The organism is Paenirhizobium daejeonense, assembly GCF_014280875.1.
Classification (GTDB): Bacteria; Pseudomonadota; Alphaproteobacteria; order Rhizobiales; family Rhizobiaceae; genus Allorhizobium; species Allorhizobium daejeonense.
In genome coordinates, this window is sequence record NZ_JACLAL010000004.1 from 337,190 (window position 1) to 361,341 (window position 24,152).

A 24,152-nucleotide genomic window follows, 5' to 3' on the forward strand; every position below is an offset into this window, starting at 1 on the left:
TATGTCGTTGTGCGCTTGTTTTTCGACAGCGAACTGACTAACAAGAGCATGGCTTGTTCTTTGAGGGGAATCCCGAATGCGCGCTAATTACCTCTTCACCAGTGAATCTGTTTCTGAAGGTCATCCGGACAAGGTCTGTGACCGCATCTCCGATGAAATCGTGGACCTCGTCTATCGTGAAGCCGCCAAGACCGGCGTTGATCCCTGGACTGTCCGTATTGCATGCGAGACCTTGGCAACTACCAACCGCGTGGTGATCGCCGGCGAAGTACGCCTGCCGGGAAGCCTCCTGAAAAAGGACAAGGACGGTTCCGTTGTCAAGGATGCCTATGGTGATCCGGCAGTGAACCCCGCAAAGTTCAAAGCGGCCGCTCGCAAGGCCATCAAGGACATCGGCTACGAGCAGGACCGCTTCCACTGGAAGAAGGTGAAGATCGACGTCCTGCTGCACGCGCAGTCGGCCGATATCGCGCAGGGCGTTGACAAGGCCGCCGACCATGGCAACAGCGAAGGCGCTGGCGACCAGGGCATCATGTTCGGTTACGCCTGCCGCGAAACCCCGGATCTCATGCCGGCTCCGATCTATTATTCGCACAAGATCCTTCAACTTCTGGCCGCCGCCCGAAAAAAGGGCGAGGGGGACGCAGGTAAGCTCGGCCCTGACGCCAAGAGCCAGGTGACCGTGCGCTATGTCGACGGCAAGCCGTCGGAAGTCGACTCGATTGTTCTCTCCACCCAGCATCTCGATGAAAGCTGGGATTCGGCCAAGGTTCGTTCGGTTGTCGAGCCCTACATCCGCGAAGCTCTCGGTGACCTCAAGATCGCCGACGATTGCAAATGGTATGTCAATCCGACCGGCAAGTTCGTCATCGGCGGCCCGGATGGTGATGCCGGCCTCACCGGCCGCAAGATCATTGTCGATACCTATGGTGGCGCGGCGCCTCATGGCGGCGGTGCATTCTCGGGCAAGGACACCACCAAGGTCGACCGTTCGGCAGCCTACGCCGCCCGTTACCTTGCAAAGAATGTGGTCGCTGCCGGTCTTGCCGACCGCTGCACCATCCAGATTTCCTACGCCATCGGCGTTGCCCAGCCGCTGTCGATCTATGTCGACTTGCATGGTACGGGCAAGGTAACGGAAGATGCAGTGGAGGCCGCGATCCGTAAGGTCATGGACCTGTCGCCGAGTGGCATCCGTCGCCATCTTGACCTGAATCGCCCTATATATGCCAAGACGTCGGCCTATGGTCACTTCGGCCGGAAGGCGGGTCGTGATGGTTCCTTCTCCTGGGAGCGCCTCGACCTCGTCAAGCCGCTCAAGGACGCCATCAAGGGTTGATCCTGGAATGACGCCGACCGAACGACGCAGCCGCGCGACCGAAGCCTTCTTCGGTCGCCGCAAGGGAAAACCTCTACGCGAGCTTCAGGTCGAGCGCATGACGCATCTGCTGCCGGAACTCCGTGTCGTTCCGGAAGGGCCGGCGTTGGAGAATCTGGCGGATCTCTTTCCGACGCAGGTCGACCGCCTGCGTCTGGAAATCGGTTTCGGTGGCGGTGAGCACCTCGTGCATCGCGCCGGAGAAAACCCTCAGACAGGTTTTATCGGTGTCGAGCCTTTCGTCAATTCCATGGCCAAGCTTCTGGCCGAGGTCGAGGCGAAGGAACTCCGCAATATCCGCGTCTATGACGATGATGCGACCCAATTGCTGGACTGGTTGCCGGCGGCATCGCTCGACCAGATCGATCTGCTCTATCCCGATCCGTGGCCGAAGAAGAAGCACTGGAAGCGTCGGTTCGTTTCTCAGGTGAACCTTGACCGGTTTCATCGCGTGCTGAAGCCAGGCGGGCTGTTCTGCTTCGCCTCGGACATCGATACCTATGTCAACTGGACTTTGATCCATTGCCGGGATCACGGCGGCTTTGCCTGGACGGCGCGCAATCGCGCCGACTGGATCACGCCTTTTGCCGGATGGCCCGGCACGCGTTACGAGGCGAAAGCCAAGCGTGAAGGCCGGTCTTCGGCCTATCTCACTTTCCGCAAAATCTGACGTCAGTGCAGACTGACCGTTTTCAAGTCGTCCTCGGCAGCCTTGTAGAAGGTGCTTGAGCGGTTGTCGGTCAACAGGATCGGAGTACCATCAGCGCCGAACAGAGCCCAGAGGTCGAGGCTGGGGTCGATATCGGGAGCTTCGGGAAAGCAGCGCGTCACTTCTTCGGATCGCATTTTTCTGATGTAACCGACCTCACCGGAGCCCAGATGGGCAAGTTCGTTCTGGGTCAGTCTTGCGTTTGCTTCTCTCAGTAACATTCCCGTTCCTCCGCCGATGAGGGAGCTACGGCACTTCGGCCGTTGCGCTCTATAGTGAAGCGGAAATGTTAATTTTCCTTTCCTCCTGTACGCGTTCGGGACGCACAAGGTAGATCGAAAGCAACCCGTTGCGCAGATGGGCGCGCTCCACGTCCATGCCTTCATCGAGCAGGAAGAGACGCTGGAACTGCCGGGCGGCGATCCCCCGGAAGAGAAAGATGGTTTCCTCCCGCTCTCCACGTCGGCCGCGAATGAGAAGTTCACGCCCCTGCTGAATGATCTCCAGTTCGTCTTCGGAAAAACCTGCGACCGCGAGCGTGATCCGTAGTCGCTCACTGGCATCGGGTACTTGGGTCAATAGCCGTTCGATATTGAACGGCGGATAACCCTCGCTGGCGCGGCCATGACCAGGCCCGGTTCGTTGCTCAGCCTCGAAGCCTACGGGCAGGGGGTGGTCGGGTGATCTCGTACGGCTCATCGCGATCCTTCGAATGCGGTTTTGCTGTTTTATATGGTGTTGCATTGCCCTGCGTGCAAGCTGGCTTACCCTTGACAAAGGCCAACGCCGGGCGCATCAGGCCGACCTTGGAAATCAGGACGAAGACATGAGCGAACGCAGAAAGATCATCATAGATACGGACCCCGGCCAGGACGACGCCGCCGCGCTGATGCTTGCCTTTGCAAGCGGCGAGGAACTGGAAATTCTGGCCATTACCACCGTCGCGGGTAATGTGCCGCTGCGGCTGACGAGCCGCAACGCCCGGATCGTTTGTGAGCTCTGCGGACGTACGGACATTCCTGTCTATGAAGGTGCGGACCGCCCGATCGAGCGCAAGCTGGTGACCGCCGAGCACGTGCATGGCAAGACCGGCCTCGACGGTGCCGAACTCGAAGAGCCGACAATTGCGGTTCAGTCGCAGCATGCCGTGGACTTCATCGTTGAGACGCTGCGCCGGGAGCCGGCTGGCAGCGTTACCCTATGCACCCTCGGCCCGCTGACGAATGTTGCGCTTGCCTTGAAGAAGGCACCCGATATCGCGCCGCGTATTCGCGAGCTGGTGATGATGGGTGGCGGCTTCTTCGAGGGTGGCAACATCACCCCCGCTGCAGAATTCAACATCTATGTTGACCCCCAGGCGGTTGAAATCGTGTTCGGCGCCGGAATCCCGCTTGTCATGATGCCGCTTGATGTGACCCACCAGCTCCTGACGACCAAGGCGCGTGTGGCTCGGATCGCCGCGATCGGCAGCCGTCCTTCTCAGGTGATGGTGGAATGGCTGCAGTTCTTCGAGCGCTTCGATGAAGAGAAGTACGGCTCCGATGGCGGTCCGCTGCATGACCCGACGGTCATCGCTTATCTGCTTAAACCCGAACTCTTCTCCGGGCGCCATTGCAATGTCGAGATCGAGACCCAGTCGGAACTGACCATGGGCATGACGGTCGTCGACTGGTGGAGGGTTTCCGGACGTGAGCCGAACGTTCAGGTCATGCGTAACGTCGATGCCGACGGGTTCTTCGATCTGCTGATCGAGCGGTTCGCGCGCCTCTGATCTCATCGTCATCGGACTATGAAAAAGGGCCGCCGAATGGCTTCGGCGGCCCTTTCTTTTTTTGGGTTATTTCCTTCAGAATTCCTGCCAGTCGTCGGCAGCTGCAGCAACTGCCGCATTGCCGGAAGCCGCACGCCGCGGGACGGCCTTATAGGCCGGAGCAGGGGAGGCGGCCGGACGCTGCACGGGTGCGCGCATCGTCTGGGCGGCGGCCTGCAGGGCCGCCACAGGGTTTTGTGCGCCCGAGACCGAGAAGCGTGAAACCAGCGTCTTGAGGTTTTCCGACTCGTTCTTCAGTGTCATGCTGGCAGCGGTAGTTTCTTCAACCATCGCGGCATTCTGCTGGGTCACCTGGTCCATCTGGTTGACGGCCGAGTTGATCTCTTTCAGCCCCGAAGCCTGTTCGCTGGCCGAAGCCGAGATCTGGCGGATCAGGTCGTTGATCTGCATGACCTGCTCGGCGATCTTGTGCAGCGTCTGGCCCGCCTGACCGACGAGTTCCACGCCGTCCTTGACCTGCGCGCCGGAGGTGTTGATCAGCGTCTTGATCTCCTTGGCGGCATTGGCGGAGCGCTGGGCGAGTTCGCGAACTTCCTGAGCGACGACCGCAAAGCCCTTGCCGGCTTCGCCCGCACGGGCAGCCTCGACGCCGGCGTTCAGCGCCAGAAGGTTGGTCTGGAACGCGATTTCGTCGATCACGCCGATGATGCGCGAGATTTCCTGCGAGGACTGGGCAATGCCGTGCATGGAAGCAACCGCCTTCTGCACCACCTCACCGGACTTCTCTGCATCCTGACAGGCGAGGTTGACTGTGGTCGCTGCCGTGTTGGCGTTGTCGGCGCTCGCATTGACCTGCTCGGTAAGCTCGTTGAGCGCCGCTGCTGTTTCTTCCAGGCTTGCCGCCTGCTGCTCGGTGCGCTTGGACAGATCCGCTGCGCTGTCGGCGATTTCGCCGGAGCCGGAGCCGATATTGATCACGCTGGCATTGACAGCATCGATCGTGCCTTCGAGGCTTGCCAGTGCTGCATTGAAGTCGCGCTTCAGGCCGGCATATTCGCCGGGGAAGTCGTCCGAGATGCGGTAGGCGAGATTGCCCTGGGAAAGCTCGGAAAGACCGGTTCCGAGTAGGGCGACCACATGCTGCTGGACGCTTGCAGTTTCGCTGCGCTCCTGTTCGGAGCGGCGGCGCTCGTCGTCAGCAGCGTTGCGATGACGCTCAGCCTCGGCGGCAACGGTGCGGCTGTCGGCCAGGCGATGGCGGAAGCCTTCGAGTGCCTTGGCGACCAGCCCGAGTTCGTCGGCGCGGTCCTGACCATTCACGGTGGTATTGTATTCGCCTTGGCTCAGGCGGTCGACATCGGCCACGAGGCTGTGGAGCGGCTTCTGGGCGAAGATGCGTACCGCGAAGAACAGGGCTGTCATTACGGCGCCGAGCACGAGGAGTCCGGCGAGGATCATGGCGAAGGTCTGGGCTTCGACGGCAGCGCCGGTCGCGCTATGTGGAATGTCGATGATGACAGCCCAGTTGGTGTTAACGCCCGGAACAGCGAACGGATAGATGAGGCGGTCGAAGCCTTCCTGCCCTTCAGCCTGAAGATCGCGAAGAAGTTCTGCCTTGCTGGAAGACAGTGCCGCCTTCAGTACCTCTGCTCCCGTGCCCTCGTAGGGCTTCATCATCAAGTCGTCCGACGGAGCGACAAGCCACTGGCCCGCCTGGGCGACCAGCAGTACGCGACCGGTTTCGAACGGGCGCAGTGCCTTGAGCTTTTCCGAGAGCGACGACAGCGAGATGTCGACGCCGGTCACGCCGATCAGCTTGTCTCCGGCGAATACAGGATAGCCGATGGAGGTCATGGCGACGGGAACGTCGGTATCCTGCGTCATGTACGGTGCGGTGATCGCACCCTTGCCGCTTGCCTTGGCCAGTGCATACCACTCGGCGCTGTAATCGTTTCGGAAGGTGGAGAACTGGATCTTGCCGTTGCGGTCCTTCGACCAGTAGGGTGTGAAGACACCCTGGTCGTTTGCGCCGAGTTCCTTATTGCCGGCTACGGATTCCTGTTCGCCGTCGAAGGCCTTGATTTCCTCACAGAACCAGCTCCCGAAGGCGAAGGGGTTCTGGTCGACATTCGCCTTCAGGACATTGATGGCGCCCTTGCGGTCGAAGCTCTTCTCTGACTGGGCTCGGCTGAGGACACCCGACATGGTGCGTGCGGCACTTGCAAGTTCGCCGATATCGCTGGCGACGCCATTGGCGATCGCCTTCGCTTCCGAATTGGCCTGGTCCATGGTCAGACCCGATACCCGGCTCCGGGTTTCGGAAATCAGGATGAAGTTGGAGAGGAAGAGAACGACGGCGATGGCAACGCCTGTGACAATCAACAGTTTCGCGGCGATGGAGCGCGATATGAAATGGAACATGGGGACCTCGAAAGAGACCAGGGGTTCTCGGAACAGCGGGGGATTTTCGGCGCCATCATGGTGCGCGATGCGTGTCCGATATCATCTCGGAACACACTCAATCGCTGAGAAAATATGCGGCAATGTTTAACGGTCGTTGAAGAGACCATTGCTCTTCTTGGCAACTGCACTTTTCGCGTCTGCCCGCCTGTGGGTCGCAACTTGATGACGAGCGTCCGGTTGATCAGGATGCGTTGAGTGGACGCAAACAAGCGCAGGGCAAGGCCCGGATGGCCTTGCCGAACATTGTTTGTAATCAGGCTGCTCGCCTAAGGGCTACAGCTTGCTTTCGACCTCTCCGGCGAGCGGGATCGAGGGTTGTGCACCGGCTTTCAGGCAGGCAAGCGAACCGGCGACCGCAGCACGGCGAAGCGCAGCTTCAAAGTCGAGCCCTTGATCGAGGCTCGCGGCGATGTAACCGCAGAAGGTGTCGCCGGCACCCACCGTATCGACCGGTGTGATCTCGAGCCCCTTGGTGCGGTAGAGCCTCCCGTCGCGAGCAGCGATGACGCCATCGGCGCCAAGCGTGACGATCAGCGTCTGGCTGGTCTCGGAATGAAGGCGCAGCAGGACCCTTTCGCGCTCGTCGGCGCTCATGCCGTCCTGGCCGGCCAGCCGCTCGAACTCGGTCTCGTTGGCCACGACGATATCGGCCATGCGCCCAAGCCGGGCGGCATCCGTCGTCAGGGGCGCGATATTGATGATCGTGATAACGCCTTTCGCCCTAGCTGCGGTCAGTGCCTGCTCGACAGCAGGGGCGGGGACTTCAAGCTGCAGCATCAGGGTGTCCCCGACCTTCATGCTTCCGACAGTCGTCAGTGCGTCCTCGGTCGTCACCGTGCCGTTTGCGCCGGGAACGACGACGATCATGTTTTCCCCATCGCCGCCGACCACGATCAGGGCTGTACCGGTCGGTTCCGTTACGTGTTTGATGGTCGAAAGATCGGCGCCGGCTTCCTTGAGCAGACGCAACGCGGGTTCGGCGAACTGATCCGCACCGACGGCCCCGACCATACGCACTTGAGAGCCTGCCCGCTGCGCTGCGAGCGCCTGATTGGCGCCCTTGCCGCCGGCTGCGGTCGAGAAACTGGTGCCGCCGACGGTCTCACCGGGCTTGGGCAGCCGCGGGCTAGTGGCGATGAGATCCATGTTGATGGAGCCGAATACCGTGATCATAGAACTGTCGTCCTCCGTTCCGGCGCTTCTTTTGGACGAATTGCTCAGTCCTCGTCAACAACCCTGAGCTTGAGAAACCCTGTACGGCTCTCGACGGCCTTGCCGGAGGGCGTTTCGCTTGGCTCTTCCTTCGTTTCGCCGGCGGCTTCGAATTCCATCGCTTCGATCCGGGCGCCCCGCTTGTTCAACTTGTCCGCCGAGGTCAGGATCATGTCGACATCCCGCTGAGCTGCAAGGAAATGACCCTGAAGTTTCCTTGTCCGCTCGTCGAGGCGGGCGAGATCTTCCATGAGGTGAACAACCTCACCCTGGATCAGATGTGCCTGCTCCCGCATTCGCTGGTCTTTCAGCACGGCCTGGATCACCTGAATGGAAAGCATCAGCAACGACGGCGAAACGATGACGACCCGCTGCCTGTGAGCCTTCTGCACGACACCCTCGAAGTTCTCGTGGATTTCGGCGAAGATCGATTCCGAGGGGACGAACAGGAAGGCCATGTCCTGTGTCTCTCCGGTGATGAGGTATTTTTCGGCGATATCGCGGATATGCACTTCGATGTCCCGGCGGAATTGCTGGCCGGCTGTCTTCTTGAGGTCGGGCGTCCCTGCCTCCCGGATAGAATTCCACGCTTCCAGCGGAAATTTTGCATCCACTACCAGCGGCGGTGCGCCATTGGGCATACGGATGGTGCAGTCCGGCCGATAGCCGTTCGAAAGCGTGGGCTGGAAGCTGTAGGCGCCCATCGGCAGCCCGTCTGCGACGATCGTCTCCATGCGGGATTGCCCGAAGGCGCCTCGCGTCTGTTTGTTGGAAAGAATTGCCTGCAGCCCGACCACATCCTTGGCGAGCGACTGGATGTTGTTCTGAGCCGCGTCGATGATAGCCAGCCGTTCCTGCAGGCGGCGCAGGTTTTCGTGCGTTGATTTGGTCTGTTCGCTGATCGTTGCGCCGATCCGATGCGTCATGCCGTCCAGCCGCTGATTGATCGTCTGGTTGAGTTCGGCCTGCCGGTTGCCGAAGACCTCGGACATGGCGGTGATCCGGCCCTGCATCTCGGACTGCATCCGAAGCATCTCCGAAAGTCTTGCTTCAGCAGCGGCCTCACGCCTTGCCGTTTCCATCTCATGCTCGATGCGCATCTGCCCGGCCCGTCGAATGGAAAACATCAGAAGGACGAGAATTGTGAGTGCGAGCACCCCGACGACGACGGTGATGACTGTCGAAGTCATGGTAGTTATATCCAGGCCAATGGGTGACATATCGATCATGTTCATGCTTTGATCCTAGCAGATTTCTTGTTTGACGATAGATCAAATCGGGAACGGATGAGGGCGGGGCAGGCCTTTGTCGCTTGTCCGAAGCGGACGTTCTTGTCTCCTCGCCGGTGCTGCCTGAGAATCGATGACGATGGCCCGGAACAAAAAAACTGTGAAATTTCACCTATTGTGCAAGGCAATATTTACCATTGCAGAATTTTATAAAGTTCTAAACGGATGAGCCAAGACGCATCCCGCGCAAGTCATTCTGATCTGGGGCTAATATGATGCAATTGGATGAAAAAGACGCGCTCGCGGCACGCCTGAGCTTTCTTGGTCTTGATGCCAACGCGAAGAATACCCTGCGCAAACTGGCCCCTACGATCAGGAAGAATATTGGTTCGGCGCTCGACGTATTCTACAAGAAAGTACGCAGCACCCCGGAAACGGCGGCTTTTTTCCGCAACGAAGACCACATACAGGGTGCGAAGAAACGGCAAGAAGGCCACTGGGATGTCGTGGCCAACGCGCAGTATGACGCGCGCTATGTCGAAGGCGTTGTCGCTGTCGGCAAGGCCCATGCCCGTATTGGTCTCGAGCCCCGCTGGTACATCGGTGGTTACGCGCTACTTGCGGAGCAGCTGATCCATGCCGTGATCCGTGAGCGTTGGCCGACACGGTTCGCCCGCAAGGAAGCCCAGACACTGGCCGAGGAAGTGGGCGTGCTGGTCAAGGCCGCGCTTCTGGACATGGACTATTCGATTACCGTCTATCTCGACATCCTGTCGGCTGAGCGTAAAGCGGCGGACGAGGCGCGCATCAAGACGGAGCAGGAACAGGCGGTGGCTCTGGCCGCCCTCAGCGACGTGTTGACCAAGCTCGCCGGTGGCGATCTGGAGGCGAAGCTGTCCAATGACCAGCCGCCGAATTTCGTCGGCATGGCGTCGGACTACAACGCATCCGTGGAGAAGCTTCGCGCCACCATCGGCACGGTGCGAAGCGCTGCGGAAGAGATATTGCGCTCGACTACGGCGATTTCTGATGCATCGGACGATCTGTCCCAACGCACCGAGCAGCAGGCAGCGGGACTGGAGCAAAGCACGGCCGCCCTGCACGAACTCACCCAGAATGTCACGCTGAGCGCGGACGGTGCGCAAAGGGCAGCGAAAGTGGTTGGCCTTGCCCTCGATGAGGCCCGCGTTTCCGGTGATGTTGTCATGAATGCCGTAAGTGCCATGGGTGCGATCGAAAAGTCCTCCGACGAGATCTCCAAGATTATCGGAGTGATCGACGAGATAGCCTTCCAGACCAACCTGCTGGCATTGAATGCCGGTGTCGAGGCGGCTCGCGCCGGAGAGGCTGGTCGCGGCTTCGCCGTCGTGGCGCAGGAGGTGCGCGAACTCGCCCAGCGCTGCGCGGGCGCGGCGAAGGAAATCAAGGGCCTCATATCGCAGAGTTCCACCCAGGTCCGGACGGGCGTGGGGCTCGTCAACAACGCCGGCGAGGCGCTCGACAAGATCATCGAACGCATCGGCGAGATAAACGGTATTGTGGCGGGTATCGCGTCGGCGGCTGCGGATCAGTCCGGTAGCCTGCAAGAGGTGAACACCGCGGTCGGCGGCATGGACACGATCACCCAAAGGAACGCGGCAATGGTGGAAGAGACCTCGGCACAAACGGCTACCCTGAGGGACGAGGTTGAACGATTGGTCACGGCATTGCGCGGTTTCCGGACACGCGACGAGAACAGTGCGGTCCAGTCTCACCCCTCCCGGCGGGGCGGGGACGTCCCCGCCTACCGCCGGGCCGGCTGATTTCGGACGTGAAGACAAGCGCGGCTGCATGTCGCGCTCTTGGAATTCGTCAATTTTAAACGGCTGTTGTTCATCGGTCGTTTAGGATTTTCACGAATGCTCATCTCATATTGGATGACATTCACGAGGCTCCTTCGGGAGGCTCGAAAATCGTGGCGAGACAATGAGCATAGATACTGACGATAATCTTTCCGAACGACTTGCTTTCCTCGAACTCGACCAGAAAACCTGCAGTACATTGAGCTCGCTGCGGCCGACACTGGCTGAGATCATCGGCGGCGCGCTCGACAAGTTCTATGCAAAGATTGCCGCAACGCCGAAGCTCAAGCGGTTTTTCAGCGACAAGGCGCACATGGATGCTGCCAAGAACGCCCAGATTGGCCATTGGGAAAAGCTGTCCAGCGGCAAGTTCACCGCCGACTACGTCAAGGGCGTAACCGCGGTCGGCAATGCGCATGCCCGGATCGGTCTGGAGCCTCGCTGGTATATCGGCGGCTACTCCATGTTGATGACCGAGCTGGTTTCGGGCGTGCTGAAGAAGCATTGGCCCTTTCCGTTCGGCAAGCGTCACGCCGATGCCCTGAGCGAGAAGCTCGGCGCGCTCATCAAGGCCTCCATGCTGGACATGGACTATTCCATCTCGGTTTATCTCGATGCTCTGGAGGAGAAGCGTCACAAGCTGGAGCAGGATCGGGAACGTTTCGAGGCCGACCAGCGCCTTGCCATGGATCACCTCCGCAAGGGGCTTGAAGCGCTGGCGCGTGGCGATTTCGAGACCAAGATGTCGACCGATTTGCCGGAAAACTTCAAGGAAATGGCTGGGCATTACAACGAGACGATCGTGCGCCTGAGCGCGTCTTTCTCCTCGATCCGGCGGACATCGGAAGAAATTCTCGACGGAACCGAAACCATTGCCAAGGCTTCCGACGAAATATCCGAGCGCACCTCCAAGCAGGCAGCCGGCATTCAGGAAAGCTCGACGGCCCTGCAGCAGCTTTCGGTGAGCGTCAGCCAGACGGCTGCCAATGCGCAGCGTGCATCGCAGGCCGTGAACGAAGCCCAGCAGCAGGCCCGTGCCTCCGGCGAGGTCGTGTCCAGTGCTATCTCGGCGATGGCCGAAATCGAGAAATCATCCGCTGAGATTTCGAAGATCATCGGCGTGATCGATGAGATCGCCTTCCAGACCAACCTCCTTGCGCTGAATGCTGGCGTCGAGGCGGCCCGCGCCGGTGATGCCGGCAAGGGCTTCGCCGTCGTCGCGCAGGAAGTGCGTCAACTTGCCCAGCGCACCGCCGATGCCGCCAAGGAGATCAAGCGTCTGATTTCCCAGAGCTCGGATCAGGTGAACGAAGGCGTCGGGCTTGTGTCCAATACCGGTACTGCTCTCGGGGACATCATCTCCCGCATCGACGCCGTGCACGCCATCGTCTCTGACATCGCCGGCGCGGCAAAGGATCAGGCAACGGGCCTCAGTGAAGTCAATCAGGCGACACACAGCATCGATCTGCTGACCCACGAGAACAGCGCGATGGTCGAGCAGACCTCGGCTGAAAGCCAGCGCTTGCGGAACGAGGTGGCCGGTCTGGTTCAGTTACTCGGAGAAATTCGCGTTCACGAGAGTTCGGCAGAACGGAACCTCATCCGCGCCCGCGCGGCGTAATGGCGCAAGCCATCCCTGATGCACTCCAAACGCGGGCATGTCCCGCGTTTTTCGATTCCATACGGGAAAAAGATCGGCTATGGGAGGCCATGACCATCAAGCCTCTCATTATCCTTCCCGATCCCCTCTTGCGCCAGGTTTCCGCGTCTGTGGAGCGCATTGATGACGATGTGCGTCGACTTGCCGATGATATGCTGGAGACCATGTATGATGCGCCGGGCATCGGGCTCGCCGCGATCCAGGTCGGCGTCGCGCGTCGCATGCTGGTTATCGACGTCAGTCGGGAAGGGGAGGAGAAGACGCCGCTCGTCTTCATCAATCCCGAGATCATCAAGAGCTCGGACGAGCGCTCCACATATGAAGAGGGCTGCCTGTCGATCCCGGACTATTACGCCGAGGTCGAACGCCCTGCCATCGTCACCGTCAAATCGCTTGATCGGGACGGCAAGGAGCAGATAACCGAAGCCGACGGCCTGCTGGCAACCTGTCTGCAGCATGAGATAGACCATCTGAACGGCGTGCTGTTCATTGATCACATTTCCAGGCTGAAGCGCGACATGGTGATCAAGAAATTCACCAAGGTAGCCAAGCAGAAGGCGCTCTGAGCCTTCTCATGGTTCGTTGACCGCCTCATCCGGCGGATATGCGTGATCGACGGAGGCTGAGAGGCAATGGCACTGCGCATCATTTTCATGGGAACTCCGGAGTTCTCGGTCGCCACGCTTGAGGCTCTGGCTGCCGCGGGCCACGATATCGTTGCGGTCTACACCCAGCCGCCGCGGCCTGCCGGCCGCCGCGGTCTCGATCTGCAGAAGTCCCCCGTTCATCTCGCTGCCGAAAAGCTTGGGCTACCTGTCCGCCATCCCCTGAACTTTCGCGCCGAGGAAGACCGCGAGGAATTTCGCGCGCTCGGTGCCGATGTCGCTGTGGTCGTCGCCTACGGGCTGTTGTTGCCGGAAGCGATCCTAACCGGCACTCGTCTTGGGGCGTACAACGGCCATGCCTCGCTGCTGCCGCGCTGGCGGGGTGCCGCTCCCATCCAGCGCGCCATCATGGCTGGCGATGTCGAGACCGGCATGATGGTGATGAAGATGGACAAGGGGCTCGACACCGGCCCCGTGGCGTTAACGTGTAAGGTGACAATCGATCCCGACATGACATTCGGCGAACTGCATGATCGCCTCCGGGACGCGGGCGCCGACGCCATGGTCGAGGCAATCGCGAAACTGGAAGCTGGTGACCTCGCGACCGTCCCGCAGGCGGAAGAGGGTGTGCTCTATGCAGCAAAGATCGACAAGGCGGAAACTCGCATCGATTTCCGTAAGCCTGCGGAAGACGTTCATAACCACATCCGTGGTCTCGCTCCTTTCCCGGGTGCGTGGTTGGAAATCGACCTGAACGGCAAGCCGGAACGGGTCAAGGTTCTGGCTTCGACATTGGCGGAAGGCGCGGGGGCACCGGGCACGGTGCTCGACGAAACGCTGACGATTGCCTGTGCTTGCGGCGCCATCAGGCTGACGCGATTACAGAAGGCCGGCGGCAAGCCGCTCGATGCCGCCGACTTCCTGCGGGGAACGCCGGTTGCGGCAGGCACGGTGCTTTCCTGATGTCTCGCTTCCGCATGACCGTCGAATATGATGGCACGCCTTATGTTGGCTGGCAGAGGCAGGAAAACGGGCCGTCGGTTCAGGGGGCGCTGGAGGCGGCCGTCCTGTCGCTGACGGGAGAAACAGTGTCCATTCGCGGTGCCGGCAGAACCGATTCCGGCGTTCATGCGCTCGGTCAGGTCGTCCATGTCGATCTCGCGCGCGCCTGGGTGCCTCACAAGCTCCGCAACGCGTTGAATGCCCATCTGGCCATGGCGGGAGAGCGTGTCGCCGTTCTCGACGTCGCCGGCGTCGACGATGCCTTTGACGCGCGTTTTTCCGCGATCCGCCGCCATTATCTTTACCGCATCATCAGCCGTCCGGCGCGTCTGGCGGTGGAGGCGGAGCGAGCTTGGTGGGTGCCGAAGCCACTCAACCATGAAGCGATGCATGCCGCCGCCCAGACGCTGGTCGGTCATCACGACTTCACGACCTTCCGCTCGGCGCATTGCCAGGCAACGAGCCCGGTTCGCACACTCGACCGGCTGGATGTGACAAGAACGGGCGAGCTGATCGAGATCCGGGCTTCGGCCCAGAGCTTCTTGCACAATCAGATCCGCTCCTTTGCGGGCACGCTCAAGCTTGCCGGCGAGGGCAAGATGGCTCCGGCGGATGTGCGCGCTGCACTCGACGCCCGCGACCGCGCGGCCTGCGGGCCAGTTGCACCGCCGGAAGGCTTGTTTTTCATGAAGGTGGATTACCCTGGCGACGAATGAGTGTCCGCTCAGGGATCCCGGTCATCAGCCGGGGTAGACTCCGAGATAGCGTTCCAGAAACTCCGACAGGATCATCGAAGGCACGAGCAACACCATTGTCACAGTGGCGATCGTCAGCACATGGTTGCCTAAGACCATCCGGAAGATACGGAAAAGGCTTACGATGAAGGCGAGCATTAGGCCGAGCCAGGCAAAGGCCACAAGCGTGTCGACTGCGGGAACCAGCATCATTAACAGGACCAGGGCGGCATAGGCATAGGAAACCGGCACTGCCATCCAGTTGGAGATCGCCACGACTGCGGCGAATTTCGAGCCGATCCCCACCATCCAGCAGAGGAGGCCGACGAGAACCAGCGGCACGACCCAGTTGGCGAATTCCACCAGCGTCAGGCGGAAGAAGAAGATGGTATCCACATCGGCGCCGGACGGCAGGGTTTCGAGGAAGGCCTTCCGCCACCAGAGGAACGAAATGACGATGGTGGGCAGGGCCCAGACGGCGGCCCAGAAGGACCGCAGCGCGCCGCGGTCGGAAAGATCGAGAAAAGAGAAGCCGCGTGGATCCTGTTTGAACAGGAGCCATAGTCCGGTCAGGTAGGTCTCGACCTCCTTAAGCGGCGGCATTCGCAAACCATTGTTCGATGAAAGTGCGATAGATGCGGGTCAATGTTTCGAGATCCTCTACCGCAACGCGTTCATCGACCATGTGCATGGTCTGCCCGACGAGTCCGAACTCCACCACCGGGCAATAGTCCTTGATGAAACGCGCATCCGAGGTTCCGCCTGTCGTTGAAAGCTGCGGCGAAGCGCCGACGACCTTCTCGATTGCATCGGAAAGTGACGCAATCAGGGCGTTATTGCGTGTCAGGAAAACGTGGCTCGGTCTTTCCGACCAGACGATGTCATAACCGATCGGTTCGCGGCCCGGACGCAGTGTCGTATCGGCAGCGGCGGCATCGAGGCGACGGAGGATTTCCGCCTGCAGGCTCTCCGCCGACCAGGTGTCGTTGAACCGGATGTTGAACTTGAAGACGGCGCTGGCCGGGATGACATTGGTTGCGGCATTGCCGACATCGATAGAGGTGACCTCAAGGTTCGACGGCTGGAAATTGTCCGTGCCATGGTCGAAGGGTGGGTTCATCAGGGATTCGGCGAGCCTGATCGCCCCGCGCACCGGATTGTCCGTCAGGTGCGGATAGGCGGCATGGCCCTGCACGCCATGCACGGTCACCGTGCCGGAGATCGAACCGCGGCGGCCGATCTTGATCATGTCGCCGAGCTGGTCGGGATTGGTCGGCTCGCCCACGAGGCAGGCATCCCATTTTTCGCCGCGGGAAGCGGCCCAGTCGAGCAGCTTGGTCGTGCCGTTGATCGCGGGACCTTCCTCGTCACCGGTGATCAGCAGGGAAACGGAGCCTTTGGGAGCGCCCTTCTCTTCGACCAGCCGGGCAAGGGCTGCGATGAAGCAGGCGATGCCGCCCTTCATGTCGACCGCGCCGCGGCCGTAGAGCATGCCGTCGGAAATCTCCGCGGCAAATGGCGGATGGCTCCAGGCCGCTTCGTTGCCGACCGGCACGACATCGGTATGCCCGGCAAACATCAGATGCGGTCCGTCCGTTCCGAGACGCGCGTAGAGGTTCTCGATATCGGGCGTGCCTTCGTCACGCGCCATGACGCGCGAGACTTCGAAGCCGAGAGGCTCGAGCAGCTGTTGCAGTGTTGTCAGCGCGCCGCCTTCAGCGGGTGTGATGGAAGGGCAGCGGATAAGAGCCTGGAGAACGTCGACGGGATTGGTAGCGATCATGACATACTGCACTGGATGGAGCCCGGACCACGAACGGGTGATCCGGCCTGAAAAGGGATCGGGCAGATTTATCTGATCGGCTGCGTCGTGTCACCATTCAAGGCGGGCATCACGACCTGGGCCAGTCGGTCGCGCCTCCATAGGCATTGGCATTGCGGGATGATGGCCACATGCAGAGCACGAAGAGGACCAGCATCGATACGGCGGGGATGAAGATCGTCAGCGCGATCAGCCCCGGCATACCCATGTCGTGCAGTCGCTTGATGCTCATCATCACGGCCGACACGATGGAAAGTGCCATGCTGGCGACGAACGCCAGCTGGTAAAGCGGAAAGAGATCGTCATCCTCCGGGACGAGCGTCAGCTTGGCCAGAGCAAAGGAATTCATCATCAGCCAGAACAGCCAGCCGAGAATGAAGGTCTGACGGCCCGCCCGGCCGGACGGGCTGAAGAACAGCCACGAAACAGTCGGCCGACGGGCCGGAGCCAGCATGGGGATCAGTCCCTGAGCAGCTCGTTGATGCCGGTCTTGGAGCGGGTCTTTTCATCGACGCGCTTGACGATGACGGCGCAGTAGAGGCTCGGACCCGGTTCGCCGTTCGGGAACGGCTTGCCCGGCAGGGTGCCTGCAACGACGACGGAATAGGGCGGAACTTCGCCATAGGTGATCTCGCCGGTGGCGCGGTCGACGATCTTGGTCGACTTGCCGATGAAGACGCCCATGCCGAGCACCGAACCTTCGCGGACGATGCAGCCCTCGACGACCTCGGAGCGCGCACCGATGAAGCAGTTGTCCTCGATGATCGTCGGGCCGGCCTGCAGCGGCTCCAGAACGCCGCCGATGCCGACGCCGCCGGACAGGTGGACATTCTTGCCGATCTGCGCGCAGGAGCCGACGGTTGCCCAGGTATCGACCATCGTGCCTTCATCGACATAGGCGCCGAGGTTGACGAAGGAGGGCATCAGTACGACGTTCTTCGCGACATAGGCGGAGCGACGTACCACGGCGTTCGGAACGGCGCGGAAACCGGCCGAGCGGAATTGTTCCTGACCCCAGCCTTCGAACTTGGAAGGAACCTTGTCCCACCAGGTGGAGGCGCCCGGACCACCCTTAACGACTTCCATGTCGTTCAGGCGGAACGACAGGAGGACGGCCTTCTTCAGCCACTGGTGAACGGTCCAAGCGCCGTCTGCGCCACGGGTGGCCGCGCGCGCCTTGCCGCTGTCGAGCAGCTCCAGCGAGGCTTCCACTGCGTCGCGGACTTCGCCTTTGGTCGCCGTCGTGACCGTATCGCGATTGTCGAAGGCGGCTTCGATGACCTTTTCGAGGGCGCTGATATCCGTGGCGTTCATTTGATTTCCTTAAATTTCGTTGTCTATCGTGGAAACGGACGATATCCGAATTCTCTAATCGGGAACCGGGACTGATCTAGCGTATTCGACCGGGGTTGAAAACAGCCACTGGCGTATTCGAGTCCCGGCAATGCAAAGAAAGGCATGAGGTATGGCAAAGCTGCGCAACGGACGGCAACAGCGGGACGGCGAGGTCTGGAAAACGCTGAAGAGCAGCGAGACCGACCGCAGCCGCGTGGCCGGCATCCCGCGCACTCCGCAGTCGGAATCACCGTCCTACCGGCTGGCCTATCTCGATGACGATTTTCTCTGCCGTGAAGAATTGCGGCCGGTCAGGCTTCAACTCGAACTCCTGAAAACTGAGATGATCCTGACCGAGCGCGGCATCAAGTCTACGATCGTCATGTTTGGCGGCGCGCGCATTCCCGCGCCCGGCGCCAGTGCCTGGGCCGCCCGTAACGAAACCCAGAAAGCCAATCTGGAGGCAGCCTCGATCTACTACGAGGAAGCGCGCAAGTTCGCCCGTCTCTGCGGTGAACACGCGGCCCTCCATAATCATCAGGAATATGTGGTCGTCACCGGCGGCGGACCGGGGGTTATGGAAGCGGGCAATCGCGGTGCGGCCGAAGTCGGGGCGCCGACGATCGGCCTCAACATCGTCCTGCCACACGAGCAGGCCCCCAACGCCTATGTCACGCCCGAACTGAGCTTCAACTTCCACTATTTCGCCATTCGCAAGATGCATTTCCTGATGCGAGCGAAGGCAATCGCGATCTTTCCCGGCGGCTTCGGCACGCTGGACGAGTTCTTCGAGGCGGTCACCCTTATCCAGACCAAGCGCATGGAGCCGATCCCGCTCATCCTGTTTGCGGAGAAGTTCTGGCGCAAGATCGTGAACTTCGAGGCGCTGGCGGAGTTCGGTACGATTGCACCCGAAGACCTGAACCTCCTGCACTTCGTCGAAACGGCCGATGAGGCATGGAAGATCATTGCGGAGCGGTACGAGCATACGCACGATGTCGTGGTGAAGTGACCTGAAAATGCAGAAAGCCGCCAGATGTCTGGCGGCTTTCCTTCCTCATCAAGACATATGGTGTCAGGGCAGGATCTTCGGCCCAGCCGGGAAATCGTCGGCCGAGATGAAGCCGTCCTTGTTGGTGTCGAAGCGGTCGAAAAGCTTGGCGACTGCCGCATCCGCTTCCGCCTTGCTGATCTGTCCGTTCTCGTCGGTATCGATCCGGGCCATCATGCGCCGCACGCCGTGGTGTCCCATCGGACCCATGCCCATTTCTTCGCGAGGACCGTCCCGTTCGGGGCGATTGCGGTCGTCATGGCGGCCGAAGCCTGGCTTGTCGTCGCGCCAGTTCTTTCCATGCCAACCCTTGCCGCCCCAGCCCTTGTCATCCCGTGGGCCGCAATCGCGTGCACCATCCGGCGGGATCATGCTGTCATCATCGGCCATGTCTTCCGGCGGCGGAGGTGGCGTCGATGCATCGTCCTGGGGTGCGGGGGCCTTGGTCTTGGCGGCATCTTCGGCGGCGGGCGGTTTCGGCATGGATTCCTTCCAGGCTTCCATCCGGGTCTCGTGATACTTGCGCAGCTCGCCGGGCGTCAGGCTGCCGTCCTTGTCGGCATCTATGGCGGCAAACAGGGTGTCGCCGCCGGCCTTCGCCTCGTCCTTCGAGATCTTGCCATCCTTGTTGGTGTCGAATTCCTGCAATGCGCGGATGAACATGCCGGCCGGTCCGCGCAGCATCATCGGGCGCGGGCCGCAGGGGCTGTCCATCGGTCCAGGCCCCTTACCGCCTTGAGCAAGTGCTATGCCTGATGATGCGCTGAAGAGCAGCGCGGTCGCAAGAGCGGCGAGTGTCGTTTTGCGAGCGTACATGGCTTTTCCTTTCCTCGTTCACGAAGAAAGACTAACCCCGACGGCCCGAAATGCCGACTTAAACCTTGTTAAGGCTGGGTGAAACTTCGGTAATGTTGGGGCTCGCCCGTTGTCAGCTGACCAGTCGTTCAAGAAAACCGGTGAGATCGTCGGTGACGAAATCGATGTTATCGGGCTCCGTATTCTCGGCCCGCTCCCAGCTTTCCAGAACGATCGTTTCCAGATTGCGTGGCACAAGCAGAACCGTCTTCATGCCAAGCGCCTTGGGCACCATCAGGTTGCGCGGCAGGTCCTCGAACATAGCGGCCTTCTTCGTGTCCACCCTGTTGAGGCTCATGAACTTGTCATAGGTGATGCCGGCAGGTTTCGGCTGGTATTCGGCGGCGACGATGTCGAAGATGTCGTCGAAATTGTCGAGGATGCCGAGCGCGCGCGCCGCGGCCTCGGCATGAGCGACAGTACCGTTGGTGAAGATAAACTTCCGGCCGGGAAGCGCCTTGATCGCCTCGCCCAGCGCCTCATCCGGCAAAAGCGCGGAATAGTCGATGGCATGCGCCCGGGCCAGGAAATCGTTGGGATCGACCCCGTGATGCGTCATCAGGCCGGCAAGGGTCGTGCCGTGGTCGTGATAGTATTTTTTCTGCAGGATCTTCGCTTCCGCAGGGTCCATCTGCAAAAGTTCTGACACATAGGCCGTCATGTTGCGATCGATCTGCGCGAAAAGGTCGATGTGATGCGGGTAGAGTGTGTTGTCCAGATCGAAGACCCAGTCACGGACATGGGCGAAATCTGCGGCAGAAGGGGCGGAAGCTGTCTTGTTCATGACGCTCTTATGGCACGCCTTGCTATGAGAAGAAAATGCGAAACTCCGCTTTTCGCCGGAAGTGGCCTTGGCGAGGATATTTGCGCCATGATACCGGCAAAAAATGGAACCCTGGATACTGATCACCATCGCCGCCGCCTTCCTGCAGAACCTGCGGTCGGCGCTTCAAAAGCACCTGCAGACGTCGCTTGGCACCCGAGGCGCGAGCTTCGTCCGTTTCGGCTATGGCTTTCCGATTGCCGTCCTCTATGTGATCGGCCTGCATTTCATCGGCGGTTACGAACTGCCGATGCCCAATCCGGTTTTCGCCTTCTGGGCCGTCATCGGTGGGCTTGCCCAGATCTTTGCGACCATGCTGCTGGTGCACCTGTTCTCGCTGCGCAATTTCGCGGTCGGCACGGCCTATTCGAAGACTGAGCCGGTGCAGGCGGCGATCTTCGGCTTTCTGCTGCTCGGTGAGCGCATCACGACCGGTGCGGTCGGCGCCATCGTCGTGGGCGTGGCTGGCGTGATGATGATCTCGGTCGCGCGCATGCCGTTGACGCTTGCCAACCTGCTGAAGGCGCTTACGGGCCGCACGGCATTGATCGGCATCGCCTCCGGGGCGGTTTTCGGTATATCCGCGGTGGCCTATCGTTCCGCGTCCCTGTCGCTCGGGGCCTCAAACCCCGTTGTCGCGGCAGCCGTCACGCTTGCCTGCGTCACCACCTTCCAGACAGTATTCATGCTTGTCTGGATGTTCGTTCAGGACAGGCGAGAAATCGTCGATGTCATCAGGTCCTGGCGCTCATCCTCGCTCGTCGGTCTCGCCGGTGTCCTTGGGTCAGCATGCTGGTTCACGGCGATGACGCTGCAGCAGGTAGCCTATGTCCGTGCGCTCGGGCAGATAGAATTGGTCTTCACCTTTATCGCCTCGTTCTTCCTGTTTCATGAGCGGGTAAACCGCATGGAAGTGGCCGGCTGCCTTCTGATTGTGACGGGTATTCTTCTCTTGCTGCTCGGTTGATCGCAGGTCGACCATGCCGCGTATCCTGGTTGTTGTCGAGGCAGCCAGCCGCTAGACTGCGAGTGTCGGGGAGGACGGAGTGATGGGACGCAAGGTCTATTGCGAATGGTTCGACAGTCCGGTCGGCGATCTCGCCGCCATCGCTGACGACACCGCATTGCTGGCGTTGCAATTCCGGGAACGGACTTCGCCCGATGCAGACGAGGCCGATATCCGGCAGCAGATGAATGCGGATGCGGTTCTTCCCGGCAACGCGCTGACCCGGACGATTGGCAGCGAGCTTGAAACCTTCTTCGCCGGCCGCGCCTTCGAATTCACCGTGCCGCTCGCGCCTGCCGGAAGCGAATTCGAACAGAAGGTCTGGGCGGAATTGCTGAGGGTGCCGCTCGGCGAAACCTGTTCCTACGGCGATATCGCACGAAATGTCGGCGGCATGGAGACGGTTCGGGCTGTCGGCAAGGCGAACGGCGCAAATCCCATCGCCATCATCATCCCCTGCCACCGCTGTATCGGTTCGGACGGGTCGCTCACCGGCTATGGTGGCGGGCTATGGCGCAAGAAATGGCTCCTGCGCCACGAAGGCAAGATGCGCCCGGTCGGCCTCTTCGCTTTGTGACCAAGCGAACTCAACAGAGCATTTCCGGCGAAAACGGGCTCGCCTTCAATGCTCTCTCTTTGTTTTCATGCAATTCCGGACGCGAAACCGGTTCCCCACTTTCGCTGGAATTGCTTCGGTTCAGGGAACCAGAAGCGTGCCGGCGCCGTGCTCGGTGAAGATCTCCAGCAGCACGGAATGGGCGGTCTTGCCGTTCAGGATGACAACACCCTGAACGCCGGCATGTATGGCGTCGATGCAAGTTTCGACCTTCGGGATCATGCCGCCGGAAATCGTGCCGTCCTTGATCAGGGCGCGGGCTTCTGAAACTGAGAGTTCCTTGATCAGTTCCCCCTGCTTGTTCAGCACGCCCGGCACGTCGGTAAGGAACAGCAGGCGGTCGGCGCGCAGCGCGCCCGCAATGGCGCCGGCGAAGGTGTCGGCGTTGATGTTGTAGGTGTGGCCGTCACGGCCGGGCGCGACCGGCGCGATGACCGGGATCATTTCTGATTTTGCCAGAAGGTCGAGCAGCGTGCGGTCGACTTCCACAACCTCGCCGACGAAACCGAGGTCGAGAACGCGCTCGATGTTCGAATCAGGGTCGATCACGGTCTTCCTGGCCTTTTCGGCGAAGACCATGTTGCCGTCTTTGCCGCACAGGCCGATCGCCCATTCGCCAGTCTGGTTGATCAGCGCGACGATTTCCTTGTTGATCGAGCCGGCGAGCACCATTTCGACGATTTCGACGGTCTTCTCGTCGGTGACACGCAGGCCGCCTTCGAACTTCGATTCGATGCCCATCTTGGTCAGCATGGCGCCGATCTGCGGGCCACCGCCATGGACGACGATCGGGTTGACGCCCGACTGCTTGAGCAGCGCGATATCGGCTGCAAACGCCTTGCCCAGCTCGGCATTGCCCATGGCGTGGCCGCCATATTTCACGACGATGGTCTTGTTTTCATAGCGCTGCATGAAGGGCAGGGCCTGGGCCAGAAGTTGCGCCTGGATTTCGCTATCGGAAGCCGTCATGGAATACCCTCGTCGTTGGATCGCGGCCTTTTAGCGCAAGATCGATCCTGATGGAATAATCGGTCGCCAATATATGAGGTTCATGACAGCCGCTTGCGGCATGGCCTTGGCCAGCCTCCAGGCTGGTGAAACATCCTTCGATTGCCGTGAAACAAAAGCGGATTGACACTCTTATATAAGCGATAGATCCTGTTGGTTGTGTACGCGGGGAGGCGTGCCGATGAGGAGGAGTTCTCACATCAGGGTTCGGCGGAACGGCGTGCCGCTCCGAACGGATTGGTGTGCGTTCGTGGCTGCTTTGCGGCCTGTTGATCGTGGGGGAGGAGTGCATGCATGACGATACCGCATCAGAGCAAGGGTAATCGTTCGCGAGACGAGGTTCTCGCAGGTGAATATGTGCTCGGGGCGCTCGGCACCGAGGACAGGCTGAAGGTGCAGGAGAGGATGCGCAACGATCATCCGTTTGCAGCCATCGTTCGCCGTTGGGAAGACAATCTGCTGCAATTCAGTGACGACTACGGCAGCGAAGTACCGCCGGAGATGTTGTTCACCAGGATGGATGGCCGGCCGTGGAAACCACGTCGGCGCCGATCCCTGGGCATGGTGCTTGCTTTCTGGAATTCGCTGGCTGTCTGGCGCGGCATCGGGCTCGCCGCGCTTGGCACGCTTTCGCTTTATCTCTGTCTAGAGGCCGGCGCGGATATGCGCCCGGGTTCAGAGCAATCCCTCATTGCCGGGTCCTCGGTCCGCAATGGTGCGATTCGCCTTGTGGCCCATTATGACGGCGGCTCGGGACGATTGCAGGTAACGCCCGCGGTTGCCGGTGGCGGCAAGGAAAAATCGTTGCAGATCTGGATGGTCAAGGGAACCAGTGAACCGCATTCTCTTGGCGTTCTGCCGCAGACGGGCGAAAACGAGGTCATTGTGCCGCCGGAACTGCGAAGCCGCCTGGCCGACGGAGCGACCCTTGCCCTGACGGTCGAACCCCTGGGAGGGGTTTCGCCCGGCGCGGCGCGAGGCCCCATGATTGCTCTGGGACCTGCGAATCCCTGAACCTTAAGGCGGACCTCG

Annotated in this window: 24 protein-coding genes; 12 read left to right on the plus strand and 12 right to left on the minus strand. The window is 60.6% G+C overall.

Annotation, left to right across the window (positions count from 1 at the left end):
• The first annotated feature begins 76 nt into the window (after window positions 1–76).
• Window positions 77–1,339, plus strand: a complete 1,263-nt coding sequence (gene metK / locus H4I99_RS11490; RefSeq protein ID WP_163903115.1) for a methionine adenosyltransferase — start codon at window positions 77–79, stop codon at window positions 1,337–1,339.
• A 7-nt stretch (window positions 1,340–1,346) separates the two neighbouring features.
• Complete coding sequence (gene trmB / locus H4I99_RS11495) at window positions 1,347–2,048, plus strand: tRNA (guanosine(46)-N7)-methyltransferase TrmB (RefSeq protein ID WP_163903117.1); 702 nt, start codon at window positions 1,347–1,349, stop codon at window positions 2,046–2,048.
• 2 nt (window positions 2,049–2,050) lie between these two features.
• Here trmB and H4I99_RS11500 read toward each other — a convergent pair whose 3' ends face one another.
• On the minus strand, window positions 2,051–2,308 hold the full coding sequence (locus H4I99_RS11500) for a BQ00720 family protein (RefSeq protein WP_099056395.1): 258 nt from the start codon (window positions 2,306–2,308) through the stop codon (window positions 2,051–2,053).
• A 49-nt stretch (window positions 2,309–2,357) separates the two neighbouring features.
• Window positions 2,358–2,786 carry an Hsp20 family protein gene (locus H4I99_RS11505; RefSeq protein WP_163903118.1) on the minus strand — a complete coding sequence of 143 codons (429 nt, stop codon included), beginning with the start codon at window positions 2,784–2,786 and terminating at the stop codon, window positions 2,358–2,360.
• 127 nt (window positions 2,787–2,913) lie between these two features.
• On the opposite strand from H4I99_RS11505, the gene H4I99_RS11510 reads away from it, so the two are divergent.
• On the plus strand, window positions 2,914–3,858 hold the full coding sequence (locus H4I99_RS11510) for a nucleoside hydrolase (protein WP_163903120.1): 945 nt from the start codon (window positions 2,914–2,916) through the stop codon (window positions 3,856–3,858).
• A 75-nt stretch (window positions 3,859–3,933) separates the two neighbouring features.
• Here the strand turns inward: H4I99_RS11510 and H4I99_RS11515 are convergent, their stop codons facing one another.
• The 3 genes from H4I99_RS11515 to H4I99_RS11525 all read right to left on the minus strand — a co-directional run bounded on the left by H4I99_RS11515 (window position 3,934) and on the right by H4I99_RS11525 (window position 8,723).
• Window positions 3,934–6,279: a methyl-accepting chemotaxis protein gene (locus tag H4I99_RS11515; protein ID WP_163903122.1), complete on the minus strand. Its 2,346-nt coding sequence runs from the start codon at window positions 6,277–6,279 to the stop codon at window positions 3,934–3,936.
• Window positions 6,280–6,594: 315 nt separating this feature from the next.
• Window positions 6,595–7,494: a ribokinase gene (locus H4I99_RS11520; RefSeq protein WP_163903124.1), complete on the minus strand. Its 900-nt coding sequence runs from the start codon at window positions 7,492–7,494 to the stop codon at window positions 6,595–6,597.
• A gap of 44 nt (window positions 7,495–7,538) precedes the next feature.
• Entirely contained in the window at window positions 7,539–8,723 is a 1,185-nt protein-coding gene (locus H4I99_RS11525; protein WP_244625038.1) for a DNA recombination protein RmuC, read from the minus strand.
• 311 nt (window positions 8,724–9,034) lie between these two features.
• On the opposite strand from H4I99_RS11525, the gene H4I99_RS11530 reads away from it, so the two are divergent.
• The 5 genes from H4I99_RS11530 (at window position 9,035) to truA (ending at window position 14,586) form a co-directional block, all read left to right on the plus strand.
• Window positions 9,035–10,564: a methyl-accepting chemotaxis protein gene (locus H4I99_RS11530; protein ID WP_163903128.1), complete on the plus strand. Its 1,530-nt coding sequence runs from the start codon at window positions 9,035–9,037 to the stop codon at window positions 10,562–10,564.
• Window positions 10,565–10,727: 163 nt separating this feature from the next.
• Window positions 10,728–12,224 carry a globin-coupled sensor protein gene (locus tag H4I99_RS11535; protein ID WP_163903130.1) on the plus strand — a complete coding sequence of 499 codons (1,497 nt, stop codon included), beginning with the start codon at window positions 10,728–10,730 and terminating at the stop codon, window positions 12,222–12,224.
• Between the two features lie 89 nt (window positions 12,225–12,313).
• Window positions 12,314–12,829: a peptide deformylase gene (def, locus tag H4I99_RS11540; RefSeq protein WP_163903132.1), complete on the plus strand. Its 516-nt coding sequence runs from the start codon at window positions 12,314–12,316 to the stop codon at window positions 12,827–12,829.
• A gap of 66 nt (window positions 12,830–12,895) precedes the next feature.
• A complete protein-coding gene (fmt, locus tag H4I99_RS11545) occupies window positions 12,896–13,831 on the plus strand; it encodes a methionyl-tRNA formyltransferase (RefSeq protein ID WP_163903134.1) in 936 nt (311 codons plus the stop codon).
• Window positions 13,831–14,586 (plus strand): tRNA pseudouridine(38-40) synthase TruA, encoded by a 756-nt coding sequence (gene truA, locus H4I99_RS11550; RefSeq protein WP_163903136.1) that lies wholly within the window; start codon window positions 13,831–13,833, stop codon window positions 14,584–14,586. Before fmt ends, truA begins: the two co-directional genes overlap by 1 nt.
• Before the next feature lie 24 nt (window positions 14,587–14,610).
• Here truA and H4I99_RS11555 read toward each other — a convergent pair whose 3' ends face one another.
• The 4 genes from H4I99_RS11555 to dapD all read right to left on the minus strand — a co-directional run bounded on the left by H4I99_RS11555 (window position 14,611) and on the right by dapD (window position 17,740).
• Complete coding sequence (locus H4I99_RS11555; protein ID WP_163903138.1) at window positions 14,611–15,207, minus strand: hypothetical protein; 597 nt, start codon at window positions 15,205–15,207, stop codon at window positions 14,611–14,613.
• A complete protein-coding gene (dapE, locus tag H4I99_RS11560; protein WP_163903140.1) occupies window positions 15,194–16,387 on the minus strand; it encodes a succinyl-diaminopimelate desuccinylase in 1,194 nt (397 codons plus the stop codon). Before dapE ends, H4I99_RS11555 begins: the two co-directional genes overlap by 14 nt.
• 109 nt (window positions 16,388–16,496) lie before the next feature.
• Window positions 16,497–16,880, minus strand: a complete 384-nt coding sequence (locus H4I99_RS11565) for a DUF805 domain-containing protein (protein WP_163903142.1) — start codon at window positions 16,878–16,880, stop codon at window positions 16,497–16,499.
• Between the two features lie 5 nt (window positions 16,881–16,885).
• Window positions 16,886–17,740, minus strand: coding sequence for a 2,3,4,5-tetrahydropyridine-2,6-dicarboxylate N-succinyltransferase (gene dapD, locus H4I99_RS11570; protein ID WP_163903144.1), 855 nt, complete (start codon window positions 17,738–17,740; stop codon window positions 16,886–16,888).
• A 151-nt stretch (window positions 17,741–17,891) separates the two neighbouring features.
• Between dapD and H4I99_RS11575 the strand changes: the two genes are divergently transcribed.
• Entirely contained in the window at window positions 17,892–18,773 is an 882-nt protein-coding gene (locus H4I99_RS11575; protein ID WP_163903146.1) for an LOG family protein, read from the plus strand.
• 63 nt (window positions 18,774–18,836) lie between these two features.
• Here the strand turns inward: H4I99_RS11575 and H4I99_RS11580 are convergent, their stop codons facing one another.
• Together H4I99_RS11580 and H4I99_RS11585 are read right to left on the minus strand one after the other, a co-directional pair.
• The gene (locus tag H4I99_RS11580) at window positions 18,837–19,628 is read right to left on the minus strand and encodes an EF-hand domain-containing protein (protein WP_163903148.1); all 792 of its coding nucleotides are present in this window, start codon (window positions 19,626–19,628) and stop codon (window positions 18,837–18,839) included.
• A 112-nt stretch (window positions 19,629–19,740) separates the two neighbouring features.
• Complete coding sequence (locus tag H4I99_RS11585; protein ID WP_163903150.1) at window positions 19,741–20,451, minus strand: pyrimidine 5'-nucleotidase; 711 nt, start codon at window positions 20,449–20,451, stop codon at window positions 19,741–19,743.
• 103 nt (window positions 20,452–20,554) lie between these two features.
• On the opposite strand from H4I99_RS11585, the gene H4I99_RS11590 reads away from it, so the two are divergent.
• Entirely contained in the window at window positions 20,555–21,457 is a 903-nt protein-coding gene (locus tag H4I99_RS11590; protein WP_163903152.1) for a DMT family transporter, read from the plus strand.
• 82 nt (window positions 21,458–21,539) lie between these two features.
• A complete protein-coding gene (locus H4I99_RS11595; RefSeq protein ID WP_244625059.1) occupies window positions 21,540–22,073 on the plus strand; it encodes a methylated-DNA--[protein]-cysteine S-methyltransferase in 534 nt (177 codons plus the stop codon).
• Window positions 22,074–22,193: 120 nt separating this feature from the next.
• Here the strand turns inward: H4I99_RS11595 and argB are convergent, their stop codons facing one another.
• Window positions 22,194–23,081: an acetylglutamate kinase gene (gene argB, locus H4I99_RS11600; protein ID WP_163903156.1), complete on the minus strand. Its 888-nt coding sequence runs from the start codon at window positions 23,079–23,081 to the stop codon at window positions 22,194–22,196.
• A gap of 333 nt (window positions 23,082–23,414) precedes the next feature.
• Here argB and H4I99_RS11605 point away from each other — a divergent pair, with 333 nt between their 5' ends.
• Complete coding sequence (locus H4I99_RS11605; RefSeq protein ID WP_163903158.1) at window positions 23,415–24,134, plus strand: anti-sigma factor; 720 nt, start codon at window positions 23,415–23,417, stop codon at window positions 24,132–24,134.
• Window positions 24,135–24,152 lie beyond the last annotated feature (18 nt).

Coding starts and splice junctions, on each gene's coding strand:
- metK (WP_163903115.1), top strand. CDS start 77: ATGCGCGCTAATTACCTCTTCACCAGTGAATCTGTTTCTGAAGGTCAT.
- trmB (WP_163903117.1), top strand. CDS start 1,347: ATGACGCCGACCGAACGACGCAGCCGCGCGACCGAAGCCTTCTTCGGT.
- H4I99_RS11500 (WP_099056395.1), bottom strand. CDS start 2,308: ATGTTACTGAGAGAAGCAAACGCAAGACTGACCCAGAACGAACTTGCC.
- H4I99_RS11505 (WP_163903118.1), bottom strand. CDS start 2,786: ATGAGCCGTACGAGATCACCCGACCACCCCCTGCCCGTAGGCTTCGAG.
- H4I99_RS11510 (WP_163903120.1), top strand. CDS start 2,914: ATGAGCGAACGCAGAAAGATCATCATAGATACGGACCCCGGCCAGGAC.
- H4I99_RS11515 (WP_163903122.1), bottom strand. CDS start 6,279: ATGTTCCATTTCATATCGCGCTCCATCGCCGCGAAACTGTTGATTGTC.
- H4I99_RS11520 (WP_163903124.1), bottom strand. CDS start 7,494: ATGATCACGGTATTCGGCTCCATCAACATGGATCTCATCGCCACTAGC.
- H4I99_RS11525 (WP_244625038.1), bottom strand. CDS start 8,723: ATGACTTCGACAGTCATCACCGTCGTCGTCGGGGTGCTCGCACTCACA.
- H4I99_RS11530 (WP_163903128.1), top strand. CDS start 9,035: ATGATGCAATTGGATGAAAAAGACGCGCTCGCGGCACGCCTGAGCTTT.
- H4I99_RS11535 (WP_163903130.1), top strand. CDS start 10,728: ATGAGCATAGATACTGACGATAATCTTTCCGAACGACTTGCTTTCCTC.
- def (WP_163903132.1), top strand. CDS start 12,314: ATGACCATCAAGCCTCTCATTATCCTTCCCGATCCCCTCTTGCGCCAG.
- fmt (WP_163903134.1), top strand. CDS start 12,896: ATGGCACTGCGCATCATTTTCATGGGAACTCCGGAGTTCTCGGTCGCC.
- truA (WP_163903136.1), top strand. CDS start 13,831: ATGTCTCGCTTCCGCATGACCGTCGAATATGATGGCACGCCTTATGTT.
- H4I99_RS11555 (WP_163903138.1), bottom strand. CDS start 15,207: ATGCCGCCGCTTAAGGAGGTCGAGACCTACCTGACCGGACTATGGCTC.
- dapE (WP_163903140.1), bottom strand. CDS start 16,387: ATGATCGCTACCAATCCCGTCGACGTTCTCCAGGCTCTTATCCGCTGC.
- H4I99_RS11565 (WP_163903142.1), bottom strand. CDS start 16,880: ATGCTGGCTCCGGCCCGTCGGCCGACTGTTTCGTGGCTGTTCTTCAGC.
- dapD (WP_163903144.1), bottom strand. CDS start 17,740: ATGAACGCCACGGATATCAGCGCCCTCGAAAAGGTCATCGAAGCCGCC.
- H4I99_RS11575 (WP_163903146.1), top strand. CDS start 17,892: ATGGCAAAGCTGCGCAACGGACGGCAACAGCGGGACGGCGAGGTCTGG.
- H4I99_RS11580 (WP_163903148.1), bottom strand. CDS start 19,628: ATGTACGCTCGCAAAACGACACTCGCCGCTCTTGCGACCGCGCTGCTC.
- H4I99_RS11585 (WP_163903150.1), bottom strand. CDS start 20,451: ATGAACAAGACAGCTTCCGCCCCTTCTGCCGCAGATTTCGCCCATGTC.
- H4I99_RS11590 (WP_163903152.1), top strand. CDS start 20,555: ATGGAACCCTGGATACTGATCACCATCGCCGCCGCCTTCCTGCAGAAC.
- H4I99_RS11595 (WP_244625059.1), top strand. CDS start 21,540: ATGGGACGCAAGGTCTATTGCGAATGGTTCGACAGTCCGGTCGGCGAT.
- argB (WP_163903156.1), bottom strand. CDS start 23,081: ATGACGGCTTCCGATAGCGAAATCCAGGCGCAACTTCTGGCCCAGGCC.
- H4I99_RS11605 (WP_163903158.1), top strand. CDS start 23,415: ATGACGATACCGCATCAGAGCAAGGGTAATCGTTCGCGAGACGAGGTT.